The sequence below is a fragment of the Inquilinus sp. Marseille-Q2685 genome (genome assembly GCF_916619195.1).
GTDB lineage: Bacteria > Pseudomonadota > Alphaproteobacteria > DSM-16000 > Inquilinaceae > Inquilinus.
Window position 1 is genome coordinate 219,985 of the sequence record NZ_CAKAKL010000004.1, and the last position, 21,213, is coordinate 241,197.

The 21,213-nt window shown below is 62.9% G+C and carries 20 protein-coding genes and 1 pseudogene; 9 read left to right on the plus strand and 12 right to left on the minus strand.

Going from position 1 to position 21,213, the window contains the following annotated elements; all coding sequences use genetic code 11:
* Positions 1–11: 11 nt before the first annotated feature.
* From LG391_RS21105 to LG391_RS21135, 7 genes are all read right to left on the minus strand, one after another.
* Positions 12–1,664, minus strand: a complete 1,653-nt coding sequence (locus tag LG391_RS21105; RefSeq protein WP_225770015.1) for an NAD-dependent malic enzyme — start codon at positions 1,662–1,664, stop codon at positions 12–14.
* A 267-nt stretch (positions 1,665–1,931) separates the two neighbouring features.
* The gene (locus tag LG391_RS21110) at positions 1,932–2,753 is read right to left on the minus strand and encodes a sugar phosphate isomerase/epimerase (protein ID WP_225770016.1); all 822 of its coding nucleotides are present in this window, start codon (positions 2,751–2,753) and stop codon (positions 1,932–1,934) included.
* Positions 2,754–2,814: 61 nt separating this feature from the next.
* Complete coding sequence (locus LG391_RS21115) at positions 2,815–3,678, minus strand: alpha/beta fold hydrolase (RefSeq protein ID WP_225770017.1); 864 nt, start codon at positions 3,676–3,678, stop codon at positions 2,815–2,817.
* Positions 3,675–4,598: an alpha/beta fold hydrolase gene (locus LG391_RS21120; RefSeq protein WP_225770018.1), complete on the minus strand. Its 924-nt coding sequence runs from the start codon at positions 4,596–4,598 to the stop codon at positions 3,675–3,677. Before LG391_RS21120 ends, LG391_RS21115 begins: the two co-directional genes overlap by 4 nt.
* A gap of 240 nt (positions 4,599–4,838) precedes the next feature.
* Positions 4,839–6,197 (minus strand): MFS transporter, encoded by a 1,359-nt coding sequence (locus LG391_RS21125; RefSeq protein WP_225770019.1) that lies wholly within the window; start codon positions 6,195–6,197, stop codon positions 4,839–4,841.
* Between the two features lie 96 nt (positions 6,198–6,293).
* Positions 6,294–7,349, minus strand: a complete 1,056-nt coding sequence (locus LG391_RS21130) for a Gfo/Idh/MocA family protein (RefSeq protein WP_225770020.1) — start codon at positions 7,347–7,349, stop codon at positions 6,294–6,296.
* Between the two features lie 120 nt (positions 7,350–7,469).
* Positions 7,470–8,825 (minus strand): MFS transporter, encoded by a 1,356-nt coding sequence (locus tag LG391_RS21135; protein ID WP_225770021.1) that lies wholly within the window; start codon positions 8,823–8,825, stop codon positions 7,470–7,472.
* Positions 8,826–9,596: 771 nt separating this feature from the next.
* On the opposite strand from LG391_RS21135, the gene LG391_RS21140 reads away from it, so the two are divergent.
* Positions 9,597–10,364 carry an IclR family transcriptional regulator gene (locus LG391_RS21140; protein ID WP_225770022.1) on the plus strand — a complete coding sequence of 256 codons (768 nt, stop codon included), beginning with the start codon at positions 9,597–9,599 and terminating at the stop codon, positions 10,362–10,364.
* Between the two features lie 234 nt (positions 10,365–10,598).
* Here LG391_RS21140 and LG391_RS21145 read toward each other — a convergent pair whose 3' ends face one another.
* From LG391_RS21145 to LG391_RS21155, 3 genes are read right to left on the minus strand one after another with little or no spacing between them, the layout of a single operon-like run.
* Positions 10,599–11,468, minus strand: a complete 870-nt coding sequence (locus LG391_RS21145) for an intradiol ring-cleavage dioxygenase (RefSeq protein WP_225770023.1) — start codon at positions 11,466–11,468, stop codon at positions 10,599–10,601.
* 46 nt (positions 11,469–11,514) lie between these two features.
* Positions 11,515–12,576: a maleylacetate reductase gene (locus LG391_RS21150; protein WP_225770024.1), complete on the minus strand. Its 1,062-nt coding sequence runs from the start codon at positions 12,574–12,576 to the stop codon at positions 11,515–11,517.
* Positions 12,577–12,589: 13 nt separating this feature from the next.
* Positions 12,590–13,240, minus strand: coding sequence for a nuclear transport factor 2 family protein (locus tag LG391_RS21155; protein ID WP_225770025.1), 651 nt, complete (start codon positions 13,238–13,240; stop codon positions 12,590–12,592).
* A gap of 585 nt (positions 13,241–13,825) precedes the next feature.
* Here LG391_RS21155 and LG391_RS21160 point away from each other — a divergent pair.
* The 5 genes and pseudogenes from LG391_RS21160 (at position 13,826) to LG391_RS21180 (ending at position 16,187) form a co-directional block, all read left to right on the plus strand.
* The gene (locus tag LG391_RS21160) at positions 13,826–14,533 is read left to right on the plus strand and encodes an alpha/beta fold hydrolase (protein ID WP_225770026.1); all 708 of its coding nucleotides are present in this window, start codon (positions 13,826–13,828) and stop codon (positions 14,531–14,533) included.
* Between the two features lie 111 nt (positions 14,534–14,644).
* Positions 14,645–15,046, plus strand: coding sequence for a transposase (locus LG391_RS21165; protein ID WP_225770027.1), 402 nt, complete (start codon positions 14,645–14,647; stop codon positions 15,044–15,046).
* The gene (tnpB, locus tag LG391_RS21170; protein ID WP_225770028.1) at positions 15,043–15,399 is read left to right on the plus strand and encodes an IS66 family insertion sequence element accessory protein TnpB; all 357 of its coding nucleotides are present in this window, start codon (positions 15,043–15,045) and stop codon (positions 15,397–15,399) included. The genes LG391_RS21165 and tnpB overlap by 4 nt, the downstream gene beginning before the upstream one ends.
* Before the next feature lie 93 nt (positions 15,400–15,492).
* Positions 15,493–15,831, plus strand: a pseudogene (locus tag LG391_RS21175) (IS66 family transposase); the annotation flags it as partial.
* A gap of 116 nt (positions 15,832–15,947) precedes the next feature.
* Entirely contained in the window at positions 15,948–16,187 is a 240-nt protein-coding gene (locus LG391_RS21180) for a hypothetical protein (RefSeq protein ID WP_225770029.1), read from the plus strand.
* On the opposite strand, the gene LG391_RS21185 is transcribed toward LG391_RS21180, so the two are convergent.
* The gene (locus LG391_RS21185; RefSeq protein WP_225770030.1) at positions 16,153–16,806 is read right to left on the minus strand and encodes a hypothetical protein; all 654 of its coding nucleotides are present in this window, start codon (positions 16,804–16,806) and stop codon (positions 16,153–16,155) included. The genes LG391_RS21180 and LG391_RS21185 overlap by 35 nt on opposite strands.
* 520 nt (positions 16,807–17,326) lie before the next feature.
* On the opposite strand from LG391_RS21185, the gene LG391_RS21190 reads away from it, so the two are divergent.
* The gene (locus LG391_RS21190; RefSeq protein WP_225770031.1) at positions 17,327–17,524 is read left to right on the plus strand and encodes a hypothetical protein; all 198 of its coding nucleotides are present in this window, start codon (positions 17,327–17,329) and stop codon (positions 17,522–17,524) included.
* Between the two features lie 761 nt (positions 17,525–18,285).
* Here LG391_RS21190 and LG391_RS21195 read toward each other — a convergent pair.
* Complete coding sequence (locus LG391_RS21195) at positions 18,286–19,365, minus strand: GlxA family transcriptional regulator (protein WP_225770032.1); 1,080 nt, start codon at positions 19,363–19,365, stop codon at positions 18,286–18,288.
* A gap of 39 nt (positions 19,366–19,404) precedes the next feature.
* On the opposite strand from LG391_RS21195, the gene LG391_RS21200 reads away from it, so the two are divergent.
* Together LG391_RS21200 and LG391_RS21205 are read left to right on the plus strand one after the other, a co-directional pair.
* Positions 19,405–20,214 carry an alpha/beta fold hydrolase gene (locus LG391_RS21200; RefSeq protein WP_225770033.1) on the plus strand — a complete coding sequence of 270 codons (810 nt, stop codon included), beginning with the start codon at positions 19,405–19,407 and terminating at the stop codon, positions 20,212–20,214.
* 159 nt (positions 20,215–20,373) lie between these two features.
* Positions 20,374–21,204: an alpha/beta fold hydrolase gene (locus LG391_RS21205; RefSeq protein ID WP_225770034.1), complete on the plus strand. Its 831-nt coding sequence runs from the start codon at positions 20,374–20,376 to the stop codon at positions 21,202–21,204.
* The last annotated feature ends 9 nt before the right edge of the window (positions 21,205–21,213 follow it).

A 21,213-nucleotide genomic window follows, 5' to 3' on the forward strand; every position in this document is an offset into this window, starting at 1 on the left:
GGCCATCCGCTTCACTCCTGGTAGACCGGGCTGTAGACGCGGGTGCGGATCAGCGCGCCGATATCGTCCGGCCGCGGCACCCCCGCCAACCCTTGATCGAAGATGCAGGCGGCGATCCGCTCGGCGACATGGAGCGAGGCCTCGAGGATGCGGCTCTGCGGCGGGTAGATCAGTCCGATCGCGAGGTCCTTCTCGGTCACCTGCTCGGCAACCGCCTGCGCCGCGACGATGAACATCTCGTCTGTCACCCGCGTCGCCTCGGTCGCGAACAGCGCCATGCCCATCGCCGGGAAGATGTAGACATTGTTGCCCTGGCCCGGCACGAAGTGCCGGCCGGCGATCTCGACCGGCGGGAACGGGCTGCCGCTGGCGAAGACTGCCCGGCCGTCGGACCAGCGATAGGCCTCCTCGGCGGTGCATTCGGAGCGCGAGGTCGGGTTCGAATACGGAAAGATGATCGGCCGCTCGTTGATCCGCGCCATTGCCGCGATCACCTCGCGGGTGAACAGCTTCGGCACGGTGCTGACGCCGATGATCCCGGTCGGCCGCACCGCCTCGACCGCCTCGACGAAGGTCGAGACCGGGGTCTGGTTCTGCGCGAACGACTTCTGGAAGTCGGCGAGGTCGGTGCGTGAGGTCACCACCAGGCCGTTGATGTCGAACAGCGCGTTGCGGCGCCGCGCCTCGGTGATGTCCATGCCCTCCCGGGCCATCGCGAGGCTGATCAGCTCGGCGATACCGGTCGCGGCCGCCCCCGCGCCGAGGAACAGGAACCGCTGGTCGGACAGCTTCTGCCCGGTCAGGCGCAGCGCGGCGTAGATGCCGGCCAGCGCCACGCCGGCGGTGCCCTGGATGTCGTCGTTGAAGGTGCAGATCTCGTCGCGATAGCGCGCCAAGATCGGGACGGCATTAATGTTGGCGAAGTCCTCCCACTGGATGCAGCATTTCGGATAGAGCCGCCGCACCGCAGCGACGAATTCCTCGATGAAGGCCAGATAGTCTTCGCCGCGAACCCGCGGCTGGCGCAGGCCGAGATAGAGCGGGTCGTCGAGCAGCGCTTGGTTGTTCGTGCCGACATCGAGCACGACCGGCAGGCAGTGTTGCGGCGGCACGCCGGCGCAGGCGGTATAGAGCGCCAGCTTGCCGATCGGGATACCCATGCCGCCGGCGCCGAGATCGCCCAGGCCCAGGATGCGCTCGCCGTCGGTGACGACGATGAAGCGCACATCCTGTTCCGGCCAGTGGGACAGCAGTTCCTTCAGCCGACCGCGGGCGGTGATCGGCAGATACACTCCGCGCGCCTCGCGGAAGATGTGGCCGAACTTCTGGCATGCCTCGCCCACCGTCGGCGTATAGACCAGCGGCATGTAGGTGGCCGGATCCGACATCAGGACCGCGTAATAGAGGGTCTCGTTGCGCGCCTGCAGATCCGACAGCACGAGGTATTTCTGCAGATCGTCGCCGAGGGCGGCGATCTCGGCATGCCGGCGCGCCACCTGCAACTCGATGTTGATGACGGCGGGGGGCAGCAGGCCCTCGAGGCCCCGGGCACGGCGCTCCGCCTCGGTGAAGGCGGTCCCTTTGTTGAGCCGCGGGTTGCGCAGCAAATCGTAACCAGTGAGATGGTCCGGCGTCGGTGCGCTCATCTTAGCCACTGCGCTCATTGTGATTGCTCCGTCTGTGAGGCCTCGACGGGCCGGGGACGTTCATGTCCGTGCCGCGCCCAACCGTTCGTGCGTCAGCAGGCCTCAAGAGTCACTCTGCTGCGGGTGATGCCCATCCGCTCAAAACCCGCGAATCTTACCTCGGCTTCGTCGCCATCGCTTCAATCAAACTCTGGCTACCCTTTGTCCACGTGACCTAGACCCTGCCCGGTGCACGGGACCGACGGACCCGAGCGGTCGCCTGGCGCGAATGAGAGCAAGTCGGGCTCAACCGGGCCCGAACCGCCAACCAGCTTCCGCGAGATACTGTCGCGAGGCGACGAGGTCGTTCAGCGTGTCGTCGCTGATCGCCTCGATCACGACTCCCTCCTCATAGCCTATCTCACCCAGCGCGCCGTGGATTTCCGCAAAATCGATCGCCCCGGTGCCGATCGGATCGTGCCGCCATTGACCAACCGGCGCGTCCGAGAGATGCACGAGGCGTATGCGGTCGGCAAGGAGACGAATGCCGCTCGCCGGCCGCTCGCCAAGTGCTGCGGCGTTCGTCACGTCGTAGAGGACGTCGACGGCACCGTAATCCTCCTCGTCGAGGAATTTCTTCGCAGCCGGGGCGTCGGCCAGCAGCGTCCCCGGGATATTCTCAAGGAGAATGCGCACGCCGCGCGACTCGGCGGCGCGCACGAGATGCTCCAGGCTCCCACGGAAGACGTCCACCAGCCGGTCGTCTGGCGGCGGCAGTAGCACGTGCTTGCGGCCGGAATTGATCGTAAGCCAGGGTGCGCCGAGTTCGGACGCTATGTCGAGGACGCGAAGGTAGGCCCGGACAGAGACGTCGGCGATTTCCCTGTTGGGGCTGGCGAGATTGGTCTCGCTGCTGGGCAGGTCCACGGCGAGAGTTCGACCGTCCACCTCCGCTACGGCGTCGCGCACCGCCCGAGCCTGCGCCTTCACGTCTGCCCACGGATCAAGATGCTGCGCGCTGGCGAGATATTGGAACTCGCGAAACCCCCGAGCCGCGAGATCGCGGGTCGCAGTGGCCGCGTCGCGGTCCCAGACGAAGCCGAACGTGTGAACGCCGAGATATTTCATCGGGGACGAGCCTCTGCTGCAGAGCTGGGCCGGGTGGTGGTTTGGAGCGCTTCTGTTCTGATCAAGAGATTCTCTCCGAACCCAGGAAATCCAGAAGGGCCCGCGTCAGCTCGAGCGGACGCTCTTCCGGAACCCAATGTGCGCAATCCGCGATGCTGCCGCCGGAGACGTTGGTTGCGAACTCCTGGAGCATTGAGACCATCCTCACGCCATACCGATGCTCGCCACCCAAGGCCAAGACGGGGATCGTCAGAGGGTTTCTCTTCCAGCCGAGACCGTTGGCATGATCAGTCGGAAAGGCGCGATACCATTCCAGTCCGCCGCGAGTTTTGCCGGGTTGCGTCATAGCGCGGGCGAATACTTCGATATCTTCGTGCTCGAATGCTCCATGATTAAATGTTCTGTCAGAGAAGAATGTCGACACATAGTCGAATTCACGCCCCTGAATGAGCCGTTCGGGCAGATCGCGCTTCATGTGGAACGCGAAATGCCAAACCTTCGGGTCTGCGAGATTGGCCTCCCACTGACTCCAACCGGGCAACGGTGCATCAAGGATCGCGAGGTGAGTTACGGCATCACGATGCTTGAACGCGAGTGCGAGCGCGACCATGGCTCCGATGTCATGTCCACACACGTCGTATCGTTGGAATCCAAGGGCCTGCATAGCGCCATGCACGTCGTCCGCCATGGTCGCCTTGTCGTAGCCGGTCTCGGGTGAATCCGAATAGCCAGCGCCGCGTAGATCCAAAGCGATCACGGTATGGCGCTTCCGGAGTTCCGGCATCACCTTGCGCCATTCCCACCAAGTCTGCGGCCATCCGTGCAGGAGGACGAGCGGAGGCCCCTCACCGCCTATCACCGCGTGGATGTTGACGTCTCCGGGCTTCACCAAGCGATGCTCGAAGTTCTCCAGTGTCGTGCTCATACCACTTTCCCTTCCGATCCAAAGAGCTTGTGCATCCGATCACGATCTGGCACGGGGCGTGGCCGTTCGAGGAAGTCCCTTATCGCGGCCGTCAACTCATGCGGGCGCTCCTCGGGCGGATAATGGCCGCAGCGTTCAATGACCATATCTTCGACATCGCTGGCCACACGGCGAAGCGTCTCCGATGACGCGGCGCCGTATCCCCAATCGGCACCGATCGCAAGGGTTGGCATCGGCAGCGGAGTCTCTCCCCAGATACGAGTGTCGCCGCGGTCGGTGGGCAGAGTACGGTAGTAGCTGAAGGAAGATCGCAAGGCGCCAGGACGGGAGAGCGCGCGTGCATAGTGTTCGATATCAGCTACGCTCACCGAGTTCGGATCAAAAAGGCCTACCTTCTCGCGCCGCATGAAGTGATCCACGAAGAGGTATTCTCTGCCCCGCACCAGTTCTTCGGAAATATCGCCGGCCATGTTGAAGCCGAAGTGCCAACTCCCGCCCCTTGCAACGTCCATCGCTTCTTCCTGGCCGAAACACGGCAGACTGCTCTCTATAAAGACGAGATGGCTGACTTCCTCCGGCCATTGCGCGGCATAGGCGTAGGCAACATGTCCGCCCAGGTCGTGGCCGACCAGCGCGATGCGCGACAGTCCCAACGCGTGGACGAATTCCCGGAGGCGCCGGGAGATCGTCTTCTTGTCAAAACCGTTGTCGGGTTTCGACGAATAGCCGAAGCCGGGCAAATCGGGAGTGAGGACGTCGTATCGATCACTGAGCAGGGGCACGACGCGCCGCCAAGCGTACGAGGTCTGCGGCCATCCGTGCAGCAGCACGATGGGATGACCACCGTGACCGGCGCGATTGAAGGCGAACCGCATGTCACTGATCCGCAACGACTCGTATGATTCGATCTCGTCACTCATCTTCACCTCTCCACGGAAGCTCGTCCTCGACGACGTCCCCCGACGCGATAAATCGACCGAACGTTCCAACCATCCATCGATTTCCTGTACAGAGTACCTTCATGCTGCCGTCTCCACCTCGCCCCTGCCGATGCGGAGGCCGTGACGGCTCGAGGAGCCCGTGGTCGCCGGTGACAGTTCCGCCCGGCGCAAGACAGAGCTCGCAGAAACCGGCTTCATGGGGCCACAGGTTCCGTTCGGTTAAGCCTGCAGGGTGGTACGAAGTGACTCCCTCCTTCGGACACCACTTCCTCCCGCGTTTCGCCCCTTCACAGTGATCGTTATGGCGGCGACGAGCGCCGGGACGGCGGCCGCAGCGAACACCGCGTCGAGCCCCCAACCGATATTCAGCAGGTAGCCTCCGACAACCGATCCCACCAACGAACCGGTCCTCCCGATCGCGTTCGCCCAACTGACCCCGGTGGCCCGGCTCGCCGTCGGGTAGACCGACGCGGACAAGGCGTTAAGCCCGGTGTTCGATCCCCCGGTCCCGACGCCCGCCCCGAAGACCGCGAGAACGAGAAGCCACAGGTTGTCTGCCGAGAGGCCGAGCAGGACAATGAATACCGCCGCCAACATGTAGCCTGCCGCCAGCGTCAAATGGGCGCCGAGCCGGTCCATGAGATAGCCGATGCCGATGGCGCCGACGGTGCTGCCGATAGGCAGCATCAGCGCGATCAGGGCTGCGGACTGATGGCTCTGGCCAGCGGTCTTGAGCAGCGTCGGGAGCCAACTCGTCAGAAGGTAGTACACGAGAAGGCTCATGAAGAAGGTGAGCCAGAGGAGAAGCGTTCCCGTGACGAGGTCCGGGGTGAACATGTGGCGGACGGGCGAACCGGCTATTCGCTGGACGCCGACAAATCGAACGTCGTTCAGGTTCGCGGCTGGGTCGACCCGCTCGAGGATCCTGGTGATCCGGCCCTCTTGGTTGCCCCTCAGCACCAGGTAGCGAACGGATTCGGGAAGTGCGACGGCAAGCAGAACGGCGAGGATGAGGGGAGCGATCCCTCCGATCACGAGTACCCCTTCCCAGCCATAGTCAGCCACCATGCCTGCGGCGGCGAGCCCTCCAGCCGCCCCTCCCACCGTGAACCCACAGAACATGATCGTCATATGGAACGACTTGCTGCGGTCGGGGCTGAACTCCGATGTCAAGGTGATGGCCATCGGCATGGCGCCCCCGAGGCCGAGGCCGCCCACGAAGCGCCAAGCCGCAAGGATCTCGACGTTGGTCGCCGTGGCGGAAAGGATGCTCGCCACACCGAACCAGATCGTCGCGGCGATCAGGACTTTCTTGCGTCCGATCCTGTCGGCGACCGGACCGAACACGAAGGCACCGGCCATCAGACCGGCCAACCCTGAAACGAAGAGCAGCGACAGTTGCGAAGGGCTCAGCCCCCACTGTTCCCGCAAAGCCGGAGCGATGAAGCCTATGGCGGAGGTGTCGAAGCCATCCGCCGCGACAATGAGGAAGCAGTATATCAGGATGCGAATGCGAAATCCGGTGAAAGGCCTCTCATTCATGAATTCCTGAACGTCGATCGTCGATCCGCTTGCCATAGCTGCCCTCTTCTCCCTGCCTCACCTGATCTTGCTCAGCGTGACTTTGTCTTCATTCCTCTTTGAAGCATTCCAGCCTAGCCCTGACAGCGGGCGTTACGTGGCCATCACTCGGGATTGAAGATGCCCCGTGACGCCGCCAAGGGAGGCTTCGCGAACCGCGAGCGTCAACTCCAGTGTTCGCGTTCCGTCGGCCGCATCCGTCAGCGGCAGCTCTTCACGCCGGACGACCGCTCCGAAATGGCGCATCTGCTCCACGTAGGGATTGGCTGGCGGTACAACGGCGCTGCTCACCTGCAGCGGGTTAGACCAGCTACGCTCGCCGGGGTAGTGCCAGCGACGCAACGTCGGAAGGGCGAGCGAGCCCTCTGTACCGCAGAGGAAGTGACTCTCTGCGTCCGAGCGGGCGAACGACGGGTTCTCGCCGGAAACCAAGTCCCAATTCCAAGGCGATACGGCGGTGTCGGAGAGATTGATCGTCGCGAGCGCGCCACTTTCCATTCGGAAGAGGGCGGCGGCCGTGTCCTCGACCGAATATCCGCGCACCGCGTTCGAGACCGTTGACGCCTGCAGCGACTGCACCTCGCCGCAGACGAACCGCAGGAGGTCGATCTCATGGATCATGTTGATGAGGACAGGCCCCCCTGCGACAGTGCGGCGCCATGCCTGGGCGAAGTACGCGTCCGGCTTGAAGAACGTTGCGAGCACCGTCACCGACACCAAGCGGCCGAGTTCACCGCTTCGCACGATCCGGCGAGCCTCGCGCAGGATCGGGTTGTGACGGCGGTGATGCCCGATCAGCACGGGAACGTCCGCGGCAGCGGCCGCCCGCGCAAGTTGGATACCTGCATCCACGGTATCGGAGATAGGCTTCTCCACCAGAACGGGCTTGCCGGTGGAGATCCAGTCGAGGGCGATCGGAACGTGGAGCGCGTTGGGGGTTGCGACGATGGCGGCGTCCGGGTTCAACTCATCAAGCATGGCGCGATGATCGGCAAAATATGCGAGGCCGAACTCGATCGCGAGGTCGCGGGCAGCGGCGGAGGGATCGGCGATACCTATGATCTCCACACCTTCCGCTGCCGCGGCGCCGGCAAGGTGCGCACGACCGATCGCACCAGCTCCGATCAACCCTATTCTGCTCTTGGTCATATCGCTTACTCCCAGATCGATGCGGTGCCCGGCTTGTCCGGTATCGCGGTGGTCTTCAGCGGTGGATCTCTTGCGCTTGAGAATCTGTTCAGTCGGTCGCCCGGCGCAGACACACCAAGGCTAAGCGGCAACCTTCCCGGCCCTGAGCCGGTCGCCCGCTATGCCGCAACGAGCCTTGACGAGTGCTGCCAGGATGGCGAGGCAGAGTGGCAGCGCGAGGAACGCGAAGACCTGACCGAACGTGAATTGCGCGGCGAGCAGCATTCCGCCGACAGTCGCCCCGAAGATCGCGCCAAATCGGCCAATTCCTGTCATGACGCTGGTACCCGTCGCTCGGGCCTCCGTTGGGTAGAACAGCGCTGCGAGCGCCGTCCATCCCGTGTTGGACGAGTTGGTGCAGAAGCCTAGGAGGAAGACGAGGATTCCCAGGACTGTGGGATCAGCGCCGGGCGTGAGCCAAATCAACACGGCGAACAAAGCCGCAGCGAGCAGCACCGCGACGAGTGTGACGTGCGGCCCCCAACGGTCCATTCCGTAGCCGATCGAGACATTCCCGAGCGTTCCCCCGATCTGCATCATGGCGCCGATCGTGGCGGCCGCAATCACGGAGAAGCCGGCATCACGGATCATGATCGGCAGCCAGCTGTTGAGCAAATATACGGTCAGCAGGTTCATGAACAGGCCGACCCAAAGCATCAACGTTGGAAGCGCGTAGCTCGCCGAGAAAATTGTCCGTATCGCGCTGGTGCCGCGGTGGACCACCTCTGGGATGACGAACTCCGTCGTGGCGTCTGCCGTACCTGGCGCCATCTGGTTCACGATGGAAGTCAACCGGTCACGGCGCTCGTGCCGCACAGCCAGGAAGCGAGGCGATTCCGGAAGGATGAAAAAGTAGATCGCAACGATGATGACCGGAACAACGCCGCCGAGCACGAGGATAGATGGCCATCCGTATGTCGAGACAAGCCCCGCGCTGAGGAAGCCGCCTCCGGCCGCTCCGAAGGTAAATCCGCAATAAACCACGGTGACGAACAGCGACCGACGGCGCTCCGGGGCGTACTCGGATACCAGCGTCGCGGCGTTCGGTTGCGAGGCACCAAGCCCCAATCCAGTAAGAAATCGCAGCACCGCAAGCCAGAAGAGATCCGGAGCCCAGGCTGAGACGAGGCTCATCGCCCCGAAGAAGAACATGGCAATGAGGATCACACGGCGCCTGCCGAACCTGTCAGCCAGGAGGCCCCCTGCCATCGCCCCGAGCGCAAGGCCGAACAGGCCTGCACTGAGAACTGGGGCCAATGCCTCGCGAGGGACGCTCCAATCGGTAACGATGGCAGGAGCGATGAACCCCATCGCCACGACGTCGAAGCCGTCGAGAACGAGGACGATCAGACAGAGCGCCAGCACCTTCCATTGGAAGGTCCCGACCGGTCGCTCGTCGATGAACGTTTGGATGTCGAGCCGCTTACTCGGCGCCATCGTTTCACTCCCTGAAGCCGACGATCGCCCGTCGTCCTCGCTCCCGACCGTTTTGGTTGGTGTTCCTGTTGCTGGTCGATAACATCCATGTGAACAGTTTTCAAGTGAGAACCGCCGCAGATTCGCGAATGGTCGTGCCATCTTCTGCGGGACGACGAATGCCAAATGCGTGCGCCGCCCGACTCGCGTTTGAACTTCAGCCCGTGCCGGATCGCAGCCGGAAAGGCCATCGTCTCCCCAAACGCTACCGACATAGTTCTTTTAAATGAATAGTTCTATCTGCTGAACATACGCAATGCGTGTAGACGGGCGCTATCGCTTACGCACCCGCCATGTTCCGCCCCCTGTGCTCCGGAGATCGAACCCTGTGTGTTCCTCTCGGCTTTTGCGGAGAAGAGTTTTGCGCCTTGGAACTGCATCCCCGTCGCGGGTTCCCGCGTTCGTCGCGCTCCATCTCTGGCAAAGCGCGCAAGTTGCGCAAAGTCACGATCCGAGGTTATCGCTCCATCAAGCGATGCACTCTCGTGCGGCCCAGCTTGACCCTCGCCCCGCAATTCACGCGAAGCAGGAGACGGCCGCTTCAGGGTTGAAGGGCATCGAGCCCAACGCAACTTTTCGTTCGCCAAGCCCCTGACGCAGAGGTACGGGACCGTGCGGGATCGGATCGGCGCCCCTGAATGGAGTGAGCTTCGAGTCAGGCCCAACCGAACAGCCCTGCATTGACAGCGCCGTCGACCGGAACCAAAGTTAGTTCACATATAGGAATTTGCGATGGGCACCGAGAATCTCCTAGCAGTCAAGTCGGCGGACCGAGTGTTCGATCTGTTCGAACTTTTGGCACCGCGGAGAGAAGGATTGTCCCACACCGCCATTGCTGACGCCCTCGGAATTCCGAAGAGCAGCCTTACCCAACTCTTGAAGACGGCGATCCGTCGAGGCTACGTCGGCTATGATCCCGATACCAAGCATTACCGGCTGGGCGCTCGATTCGGCGCGATAGCGGGGCCGGCATCGCTCATCCGCGACCTGATCGCCCAGGCCGACACCGTGCTGCAGGAGATCACGGCCGTCACACGCGAATCGTCGGCACTGAACATCCTCAGGGACGATGCCGCAGAGGTGGTGGCAGCAGTCAACAGCCCGCAACGGCTCGTCTCCCACATGCGCCTGGGAGACCTCGCGCCCTTATATGCCACATCCGGCGGGAAGGTTATCCTCGCGCATATGCGCGAGCACGAGTTGAAGGCCTACCTGGGCCGGGTGACGCTGCGCCCCTCGACTCCTAGGACGATCACGTCCGTGCGTGAGCTGCGCTCGCAGCTCAAGGATATCAGACAGGAAGGGATCGCGCGCTCCCTAGAGGAGTACACGCCCGGCATCATTGGCGTCGCAACCGTCGTCTTGTCTCGGCAACAGACACCGCTCGCGTCGATCAACGTTGCGATACCGGCCGTACGGTACACCAAGGATCTGGAAACCGTCGCGATCTCGGCGCTGCGCAAGGCCGCTTCGAAGTTGGAGGCTCGCGCACAACTTTGACCGAAGCGGGTGCCCCGGGCATCTAGCCGACGAGGCCTGTAAGGCCAGCCCCGAGCCGACATCCGCACCATCTGTTTCGGCGGACGATTGCCAAGCAGCGGAAATGATGATCGATGGGCTCAGTCACGGAGGCCGCTGGACATGATCCTCCAGGACTGGGCCATCAGGGTGTCCAGCAGTGATCGAGGAAAGCCCTTGGCCGGCCGTGGCATCGGCCTGACTTTCCTCGCGACATCAGCTCCGTGCGGGCGCAAGCGCAAAATCATAGTGAAGGTGCCGATATGGCTCTTTAACGGTCGTTCCATCCGGAGCGGTGCCGGCCGGCAGCTCCTCGAACGGTCGAACGAGTGAATCCTTCACTCCGAAGACGACGTCGGAGTCGAGGTACTCGTCTCCTGCCACGAACACGTGCGTGATCAGCGGCTCACAGCCTGGCGCGCCGATCATGAAATGTACGTGGCCGGGTCGGTAGGGGTGCCGCCCCTGCGCGTCCAGCATCTGCCCGACGGGCCCGTCGTTCGGGATCGGATAGGCAGCCGGCATGATGGTCCAGAAATGGAACTTGCCACCCGCATCGGTACGCAGCCGCGCCCGCATAGTGATGCCGCGGGTCTCATCGAGTTGCTGGACGTCGTAGTAGCCATCCCCGTCGGAATGCCACACATCGACCATGGCGCCAGCGATCGGGCCGTCGTTTGCGCGGCGCACGGAACCCGTGACGAGCAGCGGCTGACCTTCGACGTCTGGGGAGATGTCGGCGCCGAGCTCGACCTCAGGCGCCTCCTGCACGTAGAACGGGCCAAGCACCGTCGTCTCGGTAGCATCGCCGGGCAGGCGGTGGTTGATTGCGTCGACCAGCATCGACACGCCTAACGCGTCCGACAGGAGGATGAACTCCTGCCGGTTCTTGTCGCACATGTGGCCGGTGCGCGTTAAGAAGTCGATGGCCCATTCCCATTCGGCCTGAGTCGGCTCAACCTCTCGAATGAAATCGTGGAGGTGGCGTACGAGGGCATCGCTGATCTGCCGGACGCGCGGGTTCTTCGCATTCGCGACCCGCTCGCGGACGGCATCGGTGATCGAATGCTCGTCGAAGTTTCTCATTGTCGCTCCTTAGCATTCCAGCTTCCCGCCCAGTATCGTCCAAAGATTAGACGCTTGGCGGATCACCCGACCAAGCACGTGCGATCAAGTCCCTGATGGCATCTGCGCGAACGGGGACCGGGTTGGGATAGGGGCTTTGCGCGACGACCTCCGCCGCTCGATCAATGCCGTCCACCGGCATGCCGAGGTCGCGCAGTGCTCGCCTCGCGCCGAGACGCCCTGCCAGATCGAACATACCGAGGGCGGCGTCCATCGTACCGAGCGCCCGCGCGATGCGCCCCATCGCGCCCGGTGCACCGGCGGCGTTGTAGGCGATCACGTGAGGCAGGACGACGGTGTGCGTCTCCGCGTGCGGAAGGTCGAACGTGCCGCCCAGGGTGTGACAGAGCTTGTGATGCAGCGCCATGCTGACCGTCCCAAGGCAGGCGCCACACAGCCAAGCGCCGTAGAGCGCGTCCGAGCGGGCCTCTCGGTCCTTCGGATCATTCGCGATGGTCGGCAGCGCGCCCGCCAGGGCTCTGATGCCCTCCTCTGCCATAAGCGCGACGACCGGGTTGCAGTCCGCCGCGTAGAGAGCCTCGACGGCATGCGCGATGGCGTTGATTCCCGAGGTCCCCGAGAGGCCGGCCGGCAGCGTCATCGTCAAGTCGACGTCATAGACGACCGTCTCGGGAAGGACCTTTGGCGATTTCTGGATCGTCTTAAGCCCATTCTTCGTCTCGCCCAGAATCGACGTCATCTCCGAGCCCGCGTAGGTCGTCGGCACGACGACTTGCGGCAGGTCGGTCCGAAACGCGATCGCCTTGCCAAGGCCAGTAGTCGAGCCGCCGCCGATCGCGATGACGCCGTCGACCTTGTCGGCGAGCACGCGCGCCATCGCCCGGTCCGTCACCTCGACCGGAGTGTGCATCGTCGCATCAGAGAAGACGCCGACACACCGCCCGCCAAGTGACGCGGCAAGTTCCTTAGCAACCGCGCATTGAGGTGGCGTCGAGAGAACCAGGGCCCGCCGGACACCGAGTCGGTCGATCTCGTCGCCGAGATGAGCAAGCGCTCCGGACCCGAAAATGACACGCGACGGAAGCGCCTCATACACGAAGGATTGCATAACCGTGTTCCCACTATGCCTCGATCAGGAGAATCTCGCGTGAGCCGCGGTCGCCCGGCACACCGGTCGGCCCGCCACGCAGCCAGCCGGCGCCGCGCGCGTAAAGCGCCTCCACCTCGGGACCCGCGAGACCCGGCATGTCCATCTTCACTGGGTAGCCGATGCCGACTTGCAGGTACGCGAGATGACGATAGCCCTCCGGAAAACTCATCAAACGGTTCCGGTCGAGCTCCAGCGCTGCAGATGCATCGACAGGGTCAATGCGGTCCTTTTCGTAGATCGGCTGACGTAGCACCACGCCCCAGCGGCCGCCCACCTTCTCGATAAAGTCGTAGAACCGGCCAGTGCAGACGACGTCGCACTCGATTCCGTCCACGAACGCGCGCTGGCTGATGGTCATCTTAGTCTGCGCGATAGCGCGATCACCAACAACGTCGATTGAGGAGCCGCCGAGGAAGTGGAGGATCCGCACGCCCCTCGCGAACCCATCCTTGCTCATCCGGATGAACTCGTCCGCGGTTCCCTGGAACCAAGTCGCCATCATCCGGCCGTCGGCTTGCCACACAGTCCGGAACCGCTCCCAGTCCCCAGCGTCGCGCCAAACTGCCCAGTTCTCCAGCATCTCGCGTATGGCGAAGCGCTCCGCCTGCTCGCTCGTCAGCATCGTCCCTCATCCTCTTCGAAGATCGTTCTCGACAACGAACTGTTCTTATATATAAATTTACCTTACGCGGAAGTCCAGAGATGGCCAGGGACCCAAGCCGGGACGCTCGGCACATCACGACCCGCCACGCGACACGAATTTTGGGTGAAGAGAACGGCAGTGGAGCCCAGTTTCAGAAACGACCGCATCTCGCGGCGCAACAGCCTCTTCGATAAGGCTTTCAACCATATCATTGATGACCTGGTGATCTTCGCCCGAGCTTTGGCGCAACAGGCAATACCCGCGGCGGCTTTGAGTGATATCGCGCTGTCAAGAGATCGTGCCGATACACGCAGATATCACCCAAGCGCTCCTGGTCATGGCGTTGGGCAGGGAACACAGATACGACCCGAGAAGCGGTTCGATTTGGAAGAGTTCGCCATGGATATATCCGCAACTCTATCGAGGATGGCGTTTACCGACTGCCCAGGGAAGGCTCGGACGCGATGGCGCATGCAGTGCTGAGATCCCCCACCGGCTGAAGCATCAAAACCGGTACTTCTGCGGCTGTGGCCGCACAATCCCAGAATGAAAGGACAGTAAACGGTGGCGAAGTTTGTTTTTGTGCATGGAGCATTCCAGGGCGGCTGGGTCTATGCACGGGTCGCGCGTTTGCTTCGCGAAGCAGGACACGACGTCTACACGCCGACACTGACCGGGCTTGGGGAGCGCTCTCATCTGGCATACCATGCGATTACTTTAGATACACATATCCAGGACATCGTAAACGTATTCAAATACGAGGATATCGCCGATGCCATTCTATGCGGTCATTCCTACGGAGGAATGGTTATCACCGGTGTAGCTGGTGAAATCGGTGAGCGCATCCGTACGCTCTTCTACATCGACGCCTATGCACCGGCTGACGGGCAGTCGCTGCTGGACATCACAGGGGCAGAAACGGCCTTGGCATTTCTGGATCAGGCGAGCCGAAACGGCGGCATGATCCCTCCTATTCCCGCCGCTACATTCAACGTGAACGAGGAAGATGCTTCCTGGGTTGACACAATGTCGGTGGCACAGCCACTGGCGACCTTTGTCCAAGGCGTGCGAACTGGTGTGGAATCAAACTCCGTTGCCAACCGGACATATGTTTTCGCGACCGCGAACGGGGGCGACTGGTTCGTCTCAACTCACGCACGGCTAAAGGAGCATTCACAGTGGAAAGTGCATGAGATCGCATGTGGACACAACATCATGCTTGATCGCCCTCAAGAACTAGCCTCGCTACTGCAGAAAGAAGCGAATTGGTGAGGACAAGAACTGTAAGCGATGTTCCGCGGCCACCTTTCGGTGGGACCGCTTAGGGCAGAAGCTCGGAGCTGAAGGAGGCTCCGACACATGTCGATTTCAGAGCTTAAGCATATGCCGGAGCCGGTCCGGCGGGTGGAGATCTTCACGGGTGCGGGCAGGCGTCGGACCTGGTCGCCGGAGGAGAAGGCGGCGATCGTCGCCGAGAGCTATGGCGAGGGCGCGTCGGTCTGTGCCGTCGCTCGCCAGCACGGTCTGACGCCACAGCAGCTGTTCACCTGGCGTCGCCAGGCGCGGCAGCCGGTGGAGGACCTGCCGACGATGTTCGTGCCGGCGGTGTTGGAGACGACACAGCCGGAGCCGTCCACGGCACCCGCCCCGAGGCGCCGGGCTCGCCGCCGGTCGCAGGCGAACGGGATCGAGTTCGAGATCGGCGGGGTCGAGGTGCGGGTGGGAGCGGATGCGAACCCGCGGGCGATCGCGGCGGTGATCCAGGCGCTCAAGGCGGGCGCGTGATCGGGCCCTCCGGCACCGTCCGGGTCATGGTCGCGACGAAGCCGGTCGACTTCCGCAAGGGAGCCGAAGGGCTGGCGGCGCTGGCGCGTGAGACGATGCACACCGACCCGTTCTCCGGCGTGGTCTACGTGTTCCGGGCGAAGCGGGCGGACAGGGTGAAGCTGATCTTCTGGGATGGCACCGGCGTGGTGCTCGTCGCCAAGCGGCTGGAGGATGGCGAGTTCCGCTGGCCCCGACTGCAGGACGGGGTGATGCGGCTCAGCGCGGCCCAGCTTCAGGCGCTGCTCGAGGGTTTGGACTGGCGGCGGGTGCACGAGCCGCGGCGGCTCGTTGCGCCGGCGGCAGCGAGCTGAACGAGACCGTCGCTCTGCCCCTTCAAACCGGATGCAAAGCGTGATTCCATCGGTCTCGTGACGACCGCCGCCGCCCTCCCCGACGATCCGGACATGCTCAAGGCGATGCTGCTCGCCGAACGGGCGGAGAGCGAACGGCTGCGCCAGATCATCAAGGAACTGCAGCGCCATCGGTTCGGGCGCCGGGCCGAGAGCCTGCCCGCGGAGCAACTCCAACTCGGGCTGGAGGAAGCGGAGCAGGTCGAGGCGGCGGGGCACGCCGAGAGCGAGCAGGCGGTGCCGGCCGAGCGTAAAGCACGTGCCGTTCGGCGCCGGATCAATCGCGGTGCGCTGCCGGCCCACCTGCCGCGGATCGAGACCGTGGTCGACGTGGAGCATCCGGTCTGCCCGTGCTGCTCCGGCACGCTGCATCGGATCGCCGACATCATCAGCCGCATCGTCAACGGACATCCCCAGAGCCGGCTCGACGAGCTCCTGCCCTGGGCCTATATCCCCAACGCGGAGTGCCGGGACTGGGCGAGCGCAGATGCCAGCGGAAGGTAACGACGATGAACACGCAGACCGCGACATGGCGCCAGAACGGGATTGATCCGGCCTGGTTCTTCGCCGAGCGCATCGGCTCGGTCAGGAGCAGCAAGAGCTACAATCGGCCGGGTGGCTGGTGGTTCCTGCCGGCCTGGCTGCCCGACACCGAGGAGCACGACATCGGGCCGTTCCAATCCAAAGCTCTCGCCCTCAGCGAAGCCGAACGCCTCACAGCCGAGCATCATCGGCAAAACCAGGGCTGATCCCGCCAAGTCGCCGCTGCGGCTCCGAATGTCGATACGGCGGAGCAGCCCGCATCAAACCTGGAGCCAACGCTTCATCGCAGGAAACGGTGTCCTCGCCTGGAAGCGCGGTAGCGACTTGATCGTGCTGGGTCAAGCCAGCTCCGTCGAAACCACGACGGAACGGGATCCGAGTGTCGATCCCAATCGCATGGGCAGCCGCGTAGCTCCAAGCGACGGCCTCGCACTCGCCGCATTGAAGGATGCCGCGTGCGATCGGATCTTCGTTGAGCTCGAGCGCCGTCGGGTGCGCTGCGAGCCAATCGTCCATGAGGGGACCGAGGTTCGACAGATCGCCCGAAGCCTCGCTTCGGAAGACGCTCGGGATGACCGCGAGATGGCCTGCCTCGTGCAGGAGCTCGCTTGACACGTCATCGTCATATGACGCGACGACGAGCCTGCCGCCATCGATGGCGACGTTCCTGAGGAAGCCCTTGACGGCGGGATCAAGGTCAATGATGATCCCCAGTTCGGAGAGGAAGGCGGCCGATCTGGCGAAGGCACCTGTGATATCGATCCCGCGCGACCTGGCCATTGGTTCCGAATCGAGTTCACCGTTGAATCCGCGAACCCGTACCACCGAGCCCTATCCGGCGCGAGGCTCTCTGCATCGTTATCGACCCAGCCACGCCGCTCGCGAGTGATTGGTGGTCTCCAGACGCCGCTTACCAAGAACTGCCAGTCGAACTTTGAGATGCGATGTGGCGCTTGTCGGTTGACAGCATCAAGGCCTTTGGCGAGCGGCGCTGACCCAATAAGGTGGCGTTCCAGAGATGAATCTGTGATTCCGAAAGACGACCCCGAGAATGTCATCAATACTCCCAATCCGCACCCGGCCGCACAGAAACACTCTGAAGAGCCAAAATTTCCTTTCCGAGGCTGATATTATTTAAGCGCAACCAATATTCGCAATCTACGCTACAGAGAATCACCTTAATCTTCCGATATTTAAACAATCACACTCTAAGCACCTATTCTATATCTCTCGGATCGGAGCACGAACAACATACATCCTCATTCTGGAATCATCCTCATTGGTCGGTGCAGGTCTGCGTCTGCGCCGGGCGCCAGGAAAAAGCCATGCAGCCCATATGTTTTCGATGCTCAAGATTCTCGCCATGCAGACATACGCGCGCACGGGTTTGACCGCGCAGGAACTCAGCGGCGCAACCGTTGCCGTTTTCGCGAAGCTCAGCGAGCGCTTCTGCGGCAGGCTTGGCATCTCCTCCACCGATATCGAGCAGGAACATGTCCGCAGCCCGAAGACGCTGCGCGAGATGCAAGCGCCTCGCGGATGATGCCTGAGGAGCAGGATGGCGGGATGGGGCTGCGCTGTCCGTTTGTAGCCGGAACCAGGAAACCTGGTGGAATAGTCGAGGGTGTGGATGAGGACGAAGGTGCGGTAGAGCGTGCGACGTGCGCTACTCGCGCCCTGGCCTCGGCGCTCGGGCCCGGTTTTAGCCTTCCCCTTGCAAGCTTGGCAGAACGCGGAGAGCCCCGCCTTTTGGGGCGGGGCTGTGTCTCAGATGTCGATCTGGATGGAGTTATAAAGAGGTGGTTGCGGGGACAGGATTGACCGCCTTCGGCGTTGCCTTCCGGCTCGCGTTGCGAGCCTGCAGGCCGAACCGACAGGATCATTCACCGATCCCCACAGTCAGATAGCCAGACGCCCCGTCCGGAGAACGGGGCGTCTGGCTATCTGGTTGCGGGGGCCTGCAAACATCTTTACTTGCGACCGCTCTCTCCGCTTCCCCTGCTGCTCCAGATGGACACAGCGCTCCTTGCAGAAATATTTCGCACAGCAGCGTAGGAAACAGATCCAACAACAGTTGGGGGCACGGCCGACGGAAAATTTCAGGTGGCCGCAGGCAAAGGATCGTTCCCTCAGTGAGGATCGCAAGATAGCCCTGGTAGCAGAATGCCCGCCCCCACTTGCCTAGGCGCTGATCTGGGTTGGAATCGATCACAGCGCCATCATGGCAGTGTGGCGCTATTTAACAGTCCCATCGATATTTGAAATATCAAAGATGCTAAACGTAAGCGACTTTAAATAGGCTCGTCAGGCCTGAACCTCCAGATCGTTCCGGGGGTGCAGCGCAACGCCGAAGCGCCGCCGATATTCTGCCGGAGGAAGCCCCGTGATCCGGTTAAACAGCTTGCGGAAGGCGGACGGGTCGCCATAGCCGATTTCCCAAGCGATCTGTTCGATCGGCCGGCGGGTTAACTCCAGCGCCTCGCGCGCTTTCGCGATGCGGATCTGCTGCACATATTCGGTCGGACGGAGACCGGTCGCGGCTTTGAAACGGCGCAGGAAGGTGCGCTCTTCCAGTCCAGCGCGATCGGCAAGGGTCGTCACCGACCATTCCGCCGTCGCATGGGTCTGAAGCCAGTGCTGTACCGAGCGAATCGCCGAGTCGCCATGATCGAGCTTCGGGGCGAAGCTGCTATAGGGCCGCTGTGTCTGCCGTGGCGGATCGATGAGCAAAAAGCGCGCGGTATGTAGCATCGCGCTGGCGCCGAGCAGCCGCTCGACTAGCGTCAGGCCGAGGTCCGTCCAGGCGAGGATGCCGCCCGCGGTGATGATGTCGCCGTCGTCCACTATGATGCGGTCGGCATTCACGTTCACTTCCGGAAAACGTGAACTCAGGGCGTCGGCGAACGCCCAGTGCGTGGTGACCTCTCGCCCTTCGAACAGCCCGGTTTCCGCGAGGACGAACGCCCCGGCACAGACCGAGCATAAAATCGCACCCTTTCCGTGATGGTCCATCATCCAGTCGGCCAGCACGCGCATCGAGGGCAGGTCGTTCGGCATGACCAGACTGGGCGGAGTAATGATGTAGGTGACGCGGTGCGGCTCGCCGGGATGGCTGTCATAGATGCAGGCGACGCCATCGTCTGTCTCTTGCCAGTGGGTGACGCGGATGACCGGCGGCTCGCGCTCGCCCGCTATCTGCGCTGCCGTGACAGCAAGGCGGAAAAGGTCGGTAAGCCCGTAGACCGCCGATAGCTGGCATTCGGGATAGATCACCAGCGCGACCTCCGCGACGATCCGGCTGGATGCATCCTTGTCAGTCTTGTCCCGCATTCTGTCGCTTTCCCCAAGCGTGCTGAAGCCGCCATTCCGGTAGCTTCCTTTCATCGCGGCACTTTCGCCGGATCGACGAAGAAGGAGACTATCATGAGAAGCAAGTATCGTAACGTGGCGCTCGGAGCCGCGGCAGCCCTAGCCATAACCGGCACTGCCAATGCCCAGTCTGCCACAGTGGCCGAAGACACGACCAGCGTAGTGCTGGTTCATGGCGCCTTTGCCGATGGGTCGGGGTGGCGCGGCGTTTACAACCGGCTGACCGCCAAGGGCTATCGAGTGGCTATCGTGCAGAACCCGCTGACCTCGCTCAAGGACGATGTCGATGCCACCAACCGGGTGATCGAGCGCCAGCCCGGGCGCATCATCCTGGTTGGGCACAGCTGGGGCGGCACAGTGATCACCGAGGCCGGCAACCACCCGAAAGTGGCGGGCCTCGTCTACGTCTCGGCGCTCGCACCCGATACGGGTGAGACGACCGCCAAGCAGTACGAGGGGTTCCCCCCTGCCACCGAGTTCGTAATCGACACGCAAGACGATGGCTTCGGCTTCGTGAACCCGGAAAAGTTCAAGGCTGCCTTCGCGGCCGACGCGAGCGACAGCGATGCCGCATTTCTGAGGGATTCGCAGGTGCCGATCAATATGTCGGTTTTCGCCACCCCGATCAGCGAAGCCGCTTGGCGGAGTAAGCCCAGCTGGGCTGTGATCGCCCGCGAAGACAAAGCCTTTGGTGAGGGTATGCTGCTGCACATGGCGCGGCGCATGAACGCCGACATCACCGAGGTGCCCGGAAGCCACGCGCTGTTCATGACCCAGGCGCAGGCGGTGTCCGAGGTGATCGACCGCGCGGCACGTGAGAGTCGCGAGCAAGCTGACGCGTCCAACGCCGCCGGCGCCAATTGAGCAGGCGGGCCGGGCGCAGCCACTGGCTGAGCCCGGCCCGTCCGCATGTCGGTTTGGACCCCTATTGTGTCACTTCCACCAAGCGTGCCGCTGCCCTGCGGCAGCTAGAAAAATCACTCAGCAGCGGCGCTTCTGCCGCTTGAACCAAGGAGACTTATCATGGCGACGATCATCACCAAGGACGGCACCGAAATCTTCTACAAGGACTGGGGCAGCAAGGACGCGCAGCCGATGGTGTTCCACCATGGCTGGCCCCTTTCGAGCGACGACTGGGACAGCCAGATGCTCTACTTTCTCGGCCACGGCTATCGCGTCATCGCCCACGACCGGCGCGGCCATGGGCGCTCGACCCAGACCGACACCGGCAATGAAATGGATACCTATTCCGCCGATGTCGCAGAACTTGTGGCCGCGCTCGACGTCAAGGACGCAATCCATGTCGGCCATTCGACCGGCGGCGGCGAAGTTGCCCGCTATGTGGCTCGCGCCGAGCCGGGCCGAGCTGCGAAAGCCGTTCTGATAGGCGCCGTACCGCCGGTCATGGTGAAGTCGGATGCGCACCCCGAGGGCGTGCCGGTCGAGGTGTTCGACGATTTCCGCGCCCAGCTCATCGCCAACCGCCCGGAGTTCTACCGCGGCATCGCAAGCGGGCCGTTCTTCGGCTTCAACCGCGAAGGTGCGAAGGTCAGCCAGGGCTTGATCGACAACTGGTCTCGCCAAGGTCTCGCCGGCGGTGCCAAGGCGCAGTACGACTGCATTACCGCCTTCTCGGAAACCGATTTCACGGAGGACCTGAGGGTGATCGACCTGCCGGTATTGGTGATGCACGGGACCGACGATCAGATCGTGCCGTTCGCCAACCATGCTCCGAAGGCGGTCGACCTGCTCAGGAACGGCACGCTGAAGGCCTATGAGGGCCTGCCCCACGGCATGGCCCAGACCCATCCGGAGATCATCAATCCCGATCTCCTCGCCTTCTTTCGCAGCTGAGCGAACCAA

Bases quoted from the DNA above. Each gene is read 5' to 3' on its own strand.
- LG391_RS21105 (WP_225770015.1), bottom strand. From the start codon at position 1,664: ATGAGCGCAGTGGCTAAGATGAGCGCACCGACGCCGGACCATCTCACT.
- LG391_RS21110 (WP_225770016.1), bottom strand. From the start codon at position 2,753: ATGAAATATCTCGGCGTTCACACGTTCGGCTTCGTCTGGGACCGCGAC.
- LG391_RS21115 (WP_225770017.1), bottom strand. From the start codon at position 3,678: ATGAGCACGACACTGGAGAACTTCGAGCATCGCTTGGTGAAGCCCGGA.
- LG391_RS21120 (WP_225770018.1), bottom strand. From the start codon at position 4,598: ATGAGTGACGAGATCGAATCATACGAGTCGTTGCGGATCAGTGACATG.
- LG391_RS21125 (WP_225770019.1), bottom strand. From the start codon at position 6,197: ATGGCAAGCGGATCGACGATCGACGTTCAGGAATTCATGAATGAGAGG.
- LG391_RS21130 (WP_225770020.1), bottom strand. From the start codon at position 7,349: ATGACCAAGAGCAGAATAGGGTTGATCGGAGCTGGTGCGATCGGTCGT.
- LG391_RS21135 (WP_225770021.1), bottom strand. From the start codon at position 8,825: ATGGCGCCGAGTAAGCGGCTCGACATCCAAACGTTCATCGACGAGCGA.
- LG391_RS21140 (WP_225770022.1), top strand. From the start codon at position 9,597: ATGGGCACCGAGAATCTCCTAGCAGTCAAGTCGGCGGACCGAGTGTTC.
- LG391_RS21145 (WP_225770023.1), bottom strand. From the start codon at position 11,468: ATGAGAAACTTCGACGAGCATTCGATCACCGATGCCGTCCGCGAGCGG.
- LG391_RS21150 (WP_225770024.1), bottom strand. From the start codon at position 12,576: ATGCAATCCTTCGTGTATGAGGCGCTTCCGTCGCGTGTCATTTTCGGG.
- LG391_RS21155 (WP_225770025.1), bottom strand. From the start codon at position 13,240: ATGCTGACGAGCGAGCAGGCGGAGCGCTTCGCCATACGCGAGATGCTG.
- LG391_RS21165 (WP_225770027.1), top strand. From the start codon at position 14,645: ATGCCGGAGCCGGTCCGGCGGGTGGAGATCTTCACGGGTGCGGGCAGG.
- LG391_RS21180 (WP_225770029.1), top strand. From the start codon at position 15,948: ATGAACACGCAGACCGCGACATGGCGCCAGAACGGGATTGATCCGGCC.
- LG391_RS21190 (WP_225770031.1), top strand. From the start codon at position 17,327: ATGCTCAAGATTCTCGCCATGCAGACATACGCGCGCACGGGTTTGACC.
- LG391_RS21195 (WP_225770032.1), bottom strand. From the start codon at position 19,365: ATGAAAGGAAGCTACCGGAATGGCGGCTTCAGCACGCTTGGGGAAAGC.
- LG391_RS21200 (WP_225770033.1), top strand. From the start codon at position 19,405: ATGAGAAGCAAGTATCGTAACGTGGCGCTCGGAGCCGCGGCAGCCCTA.
- LG391_RS21205 (WP_225770034.1), top strand. From the start codon at position 20,374: ATGGCGACGATCATCACCAAGGACGGCACCGAAATCTTCTACAAGGAC.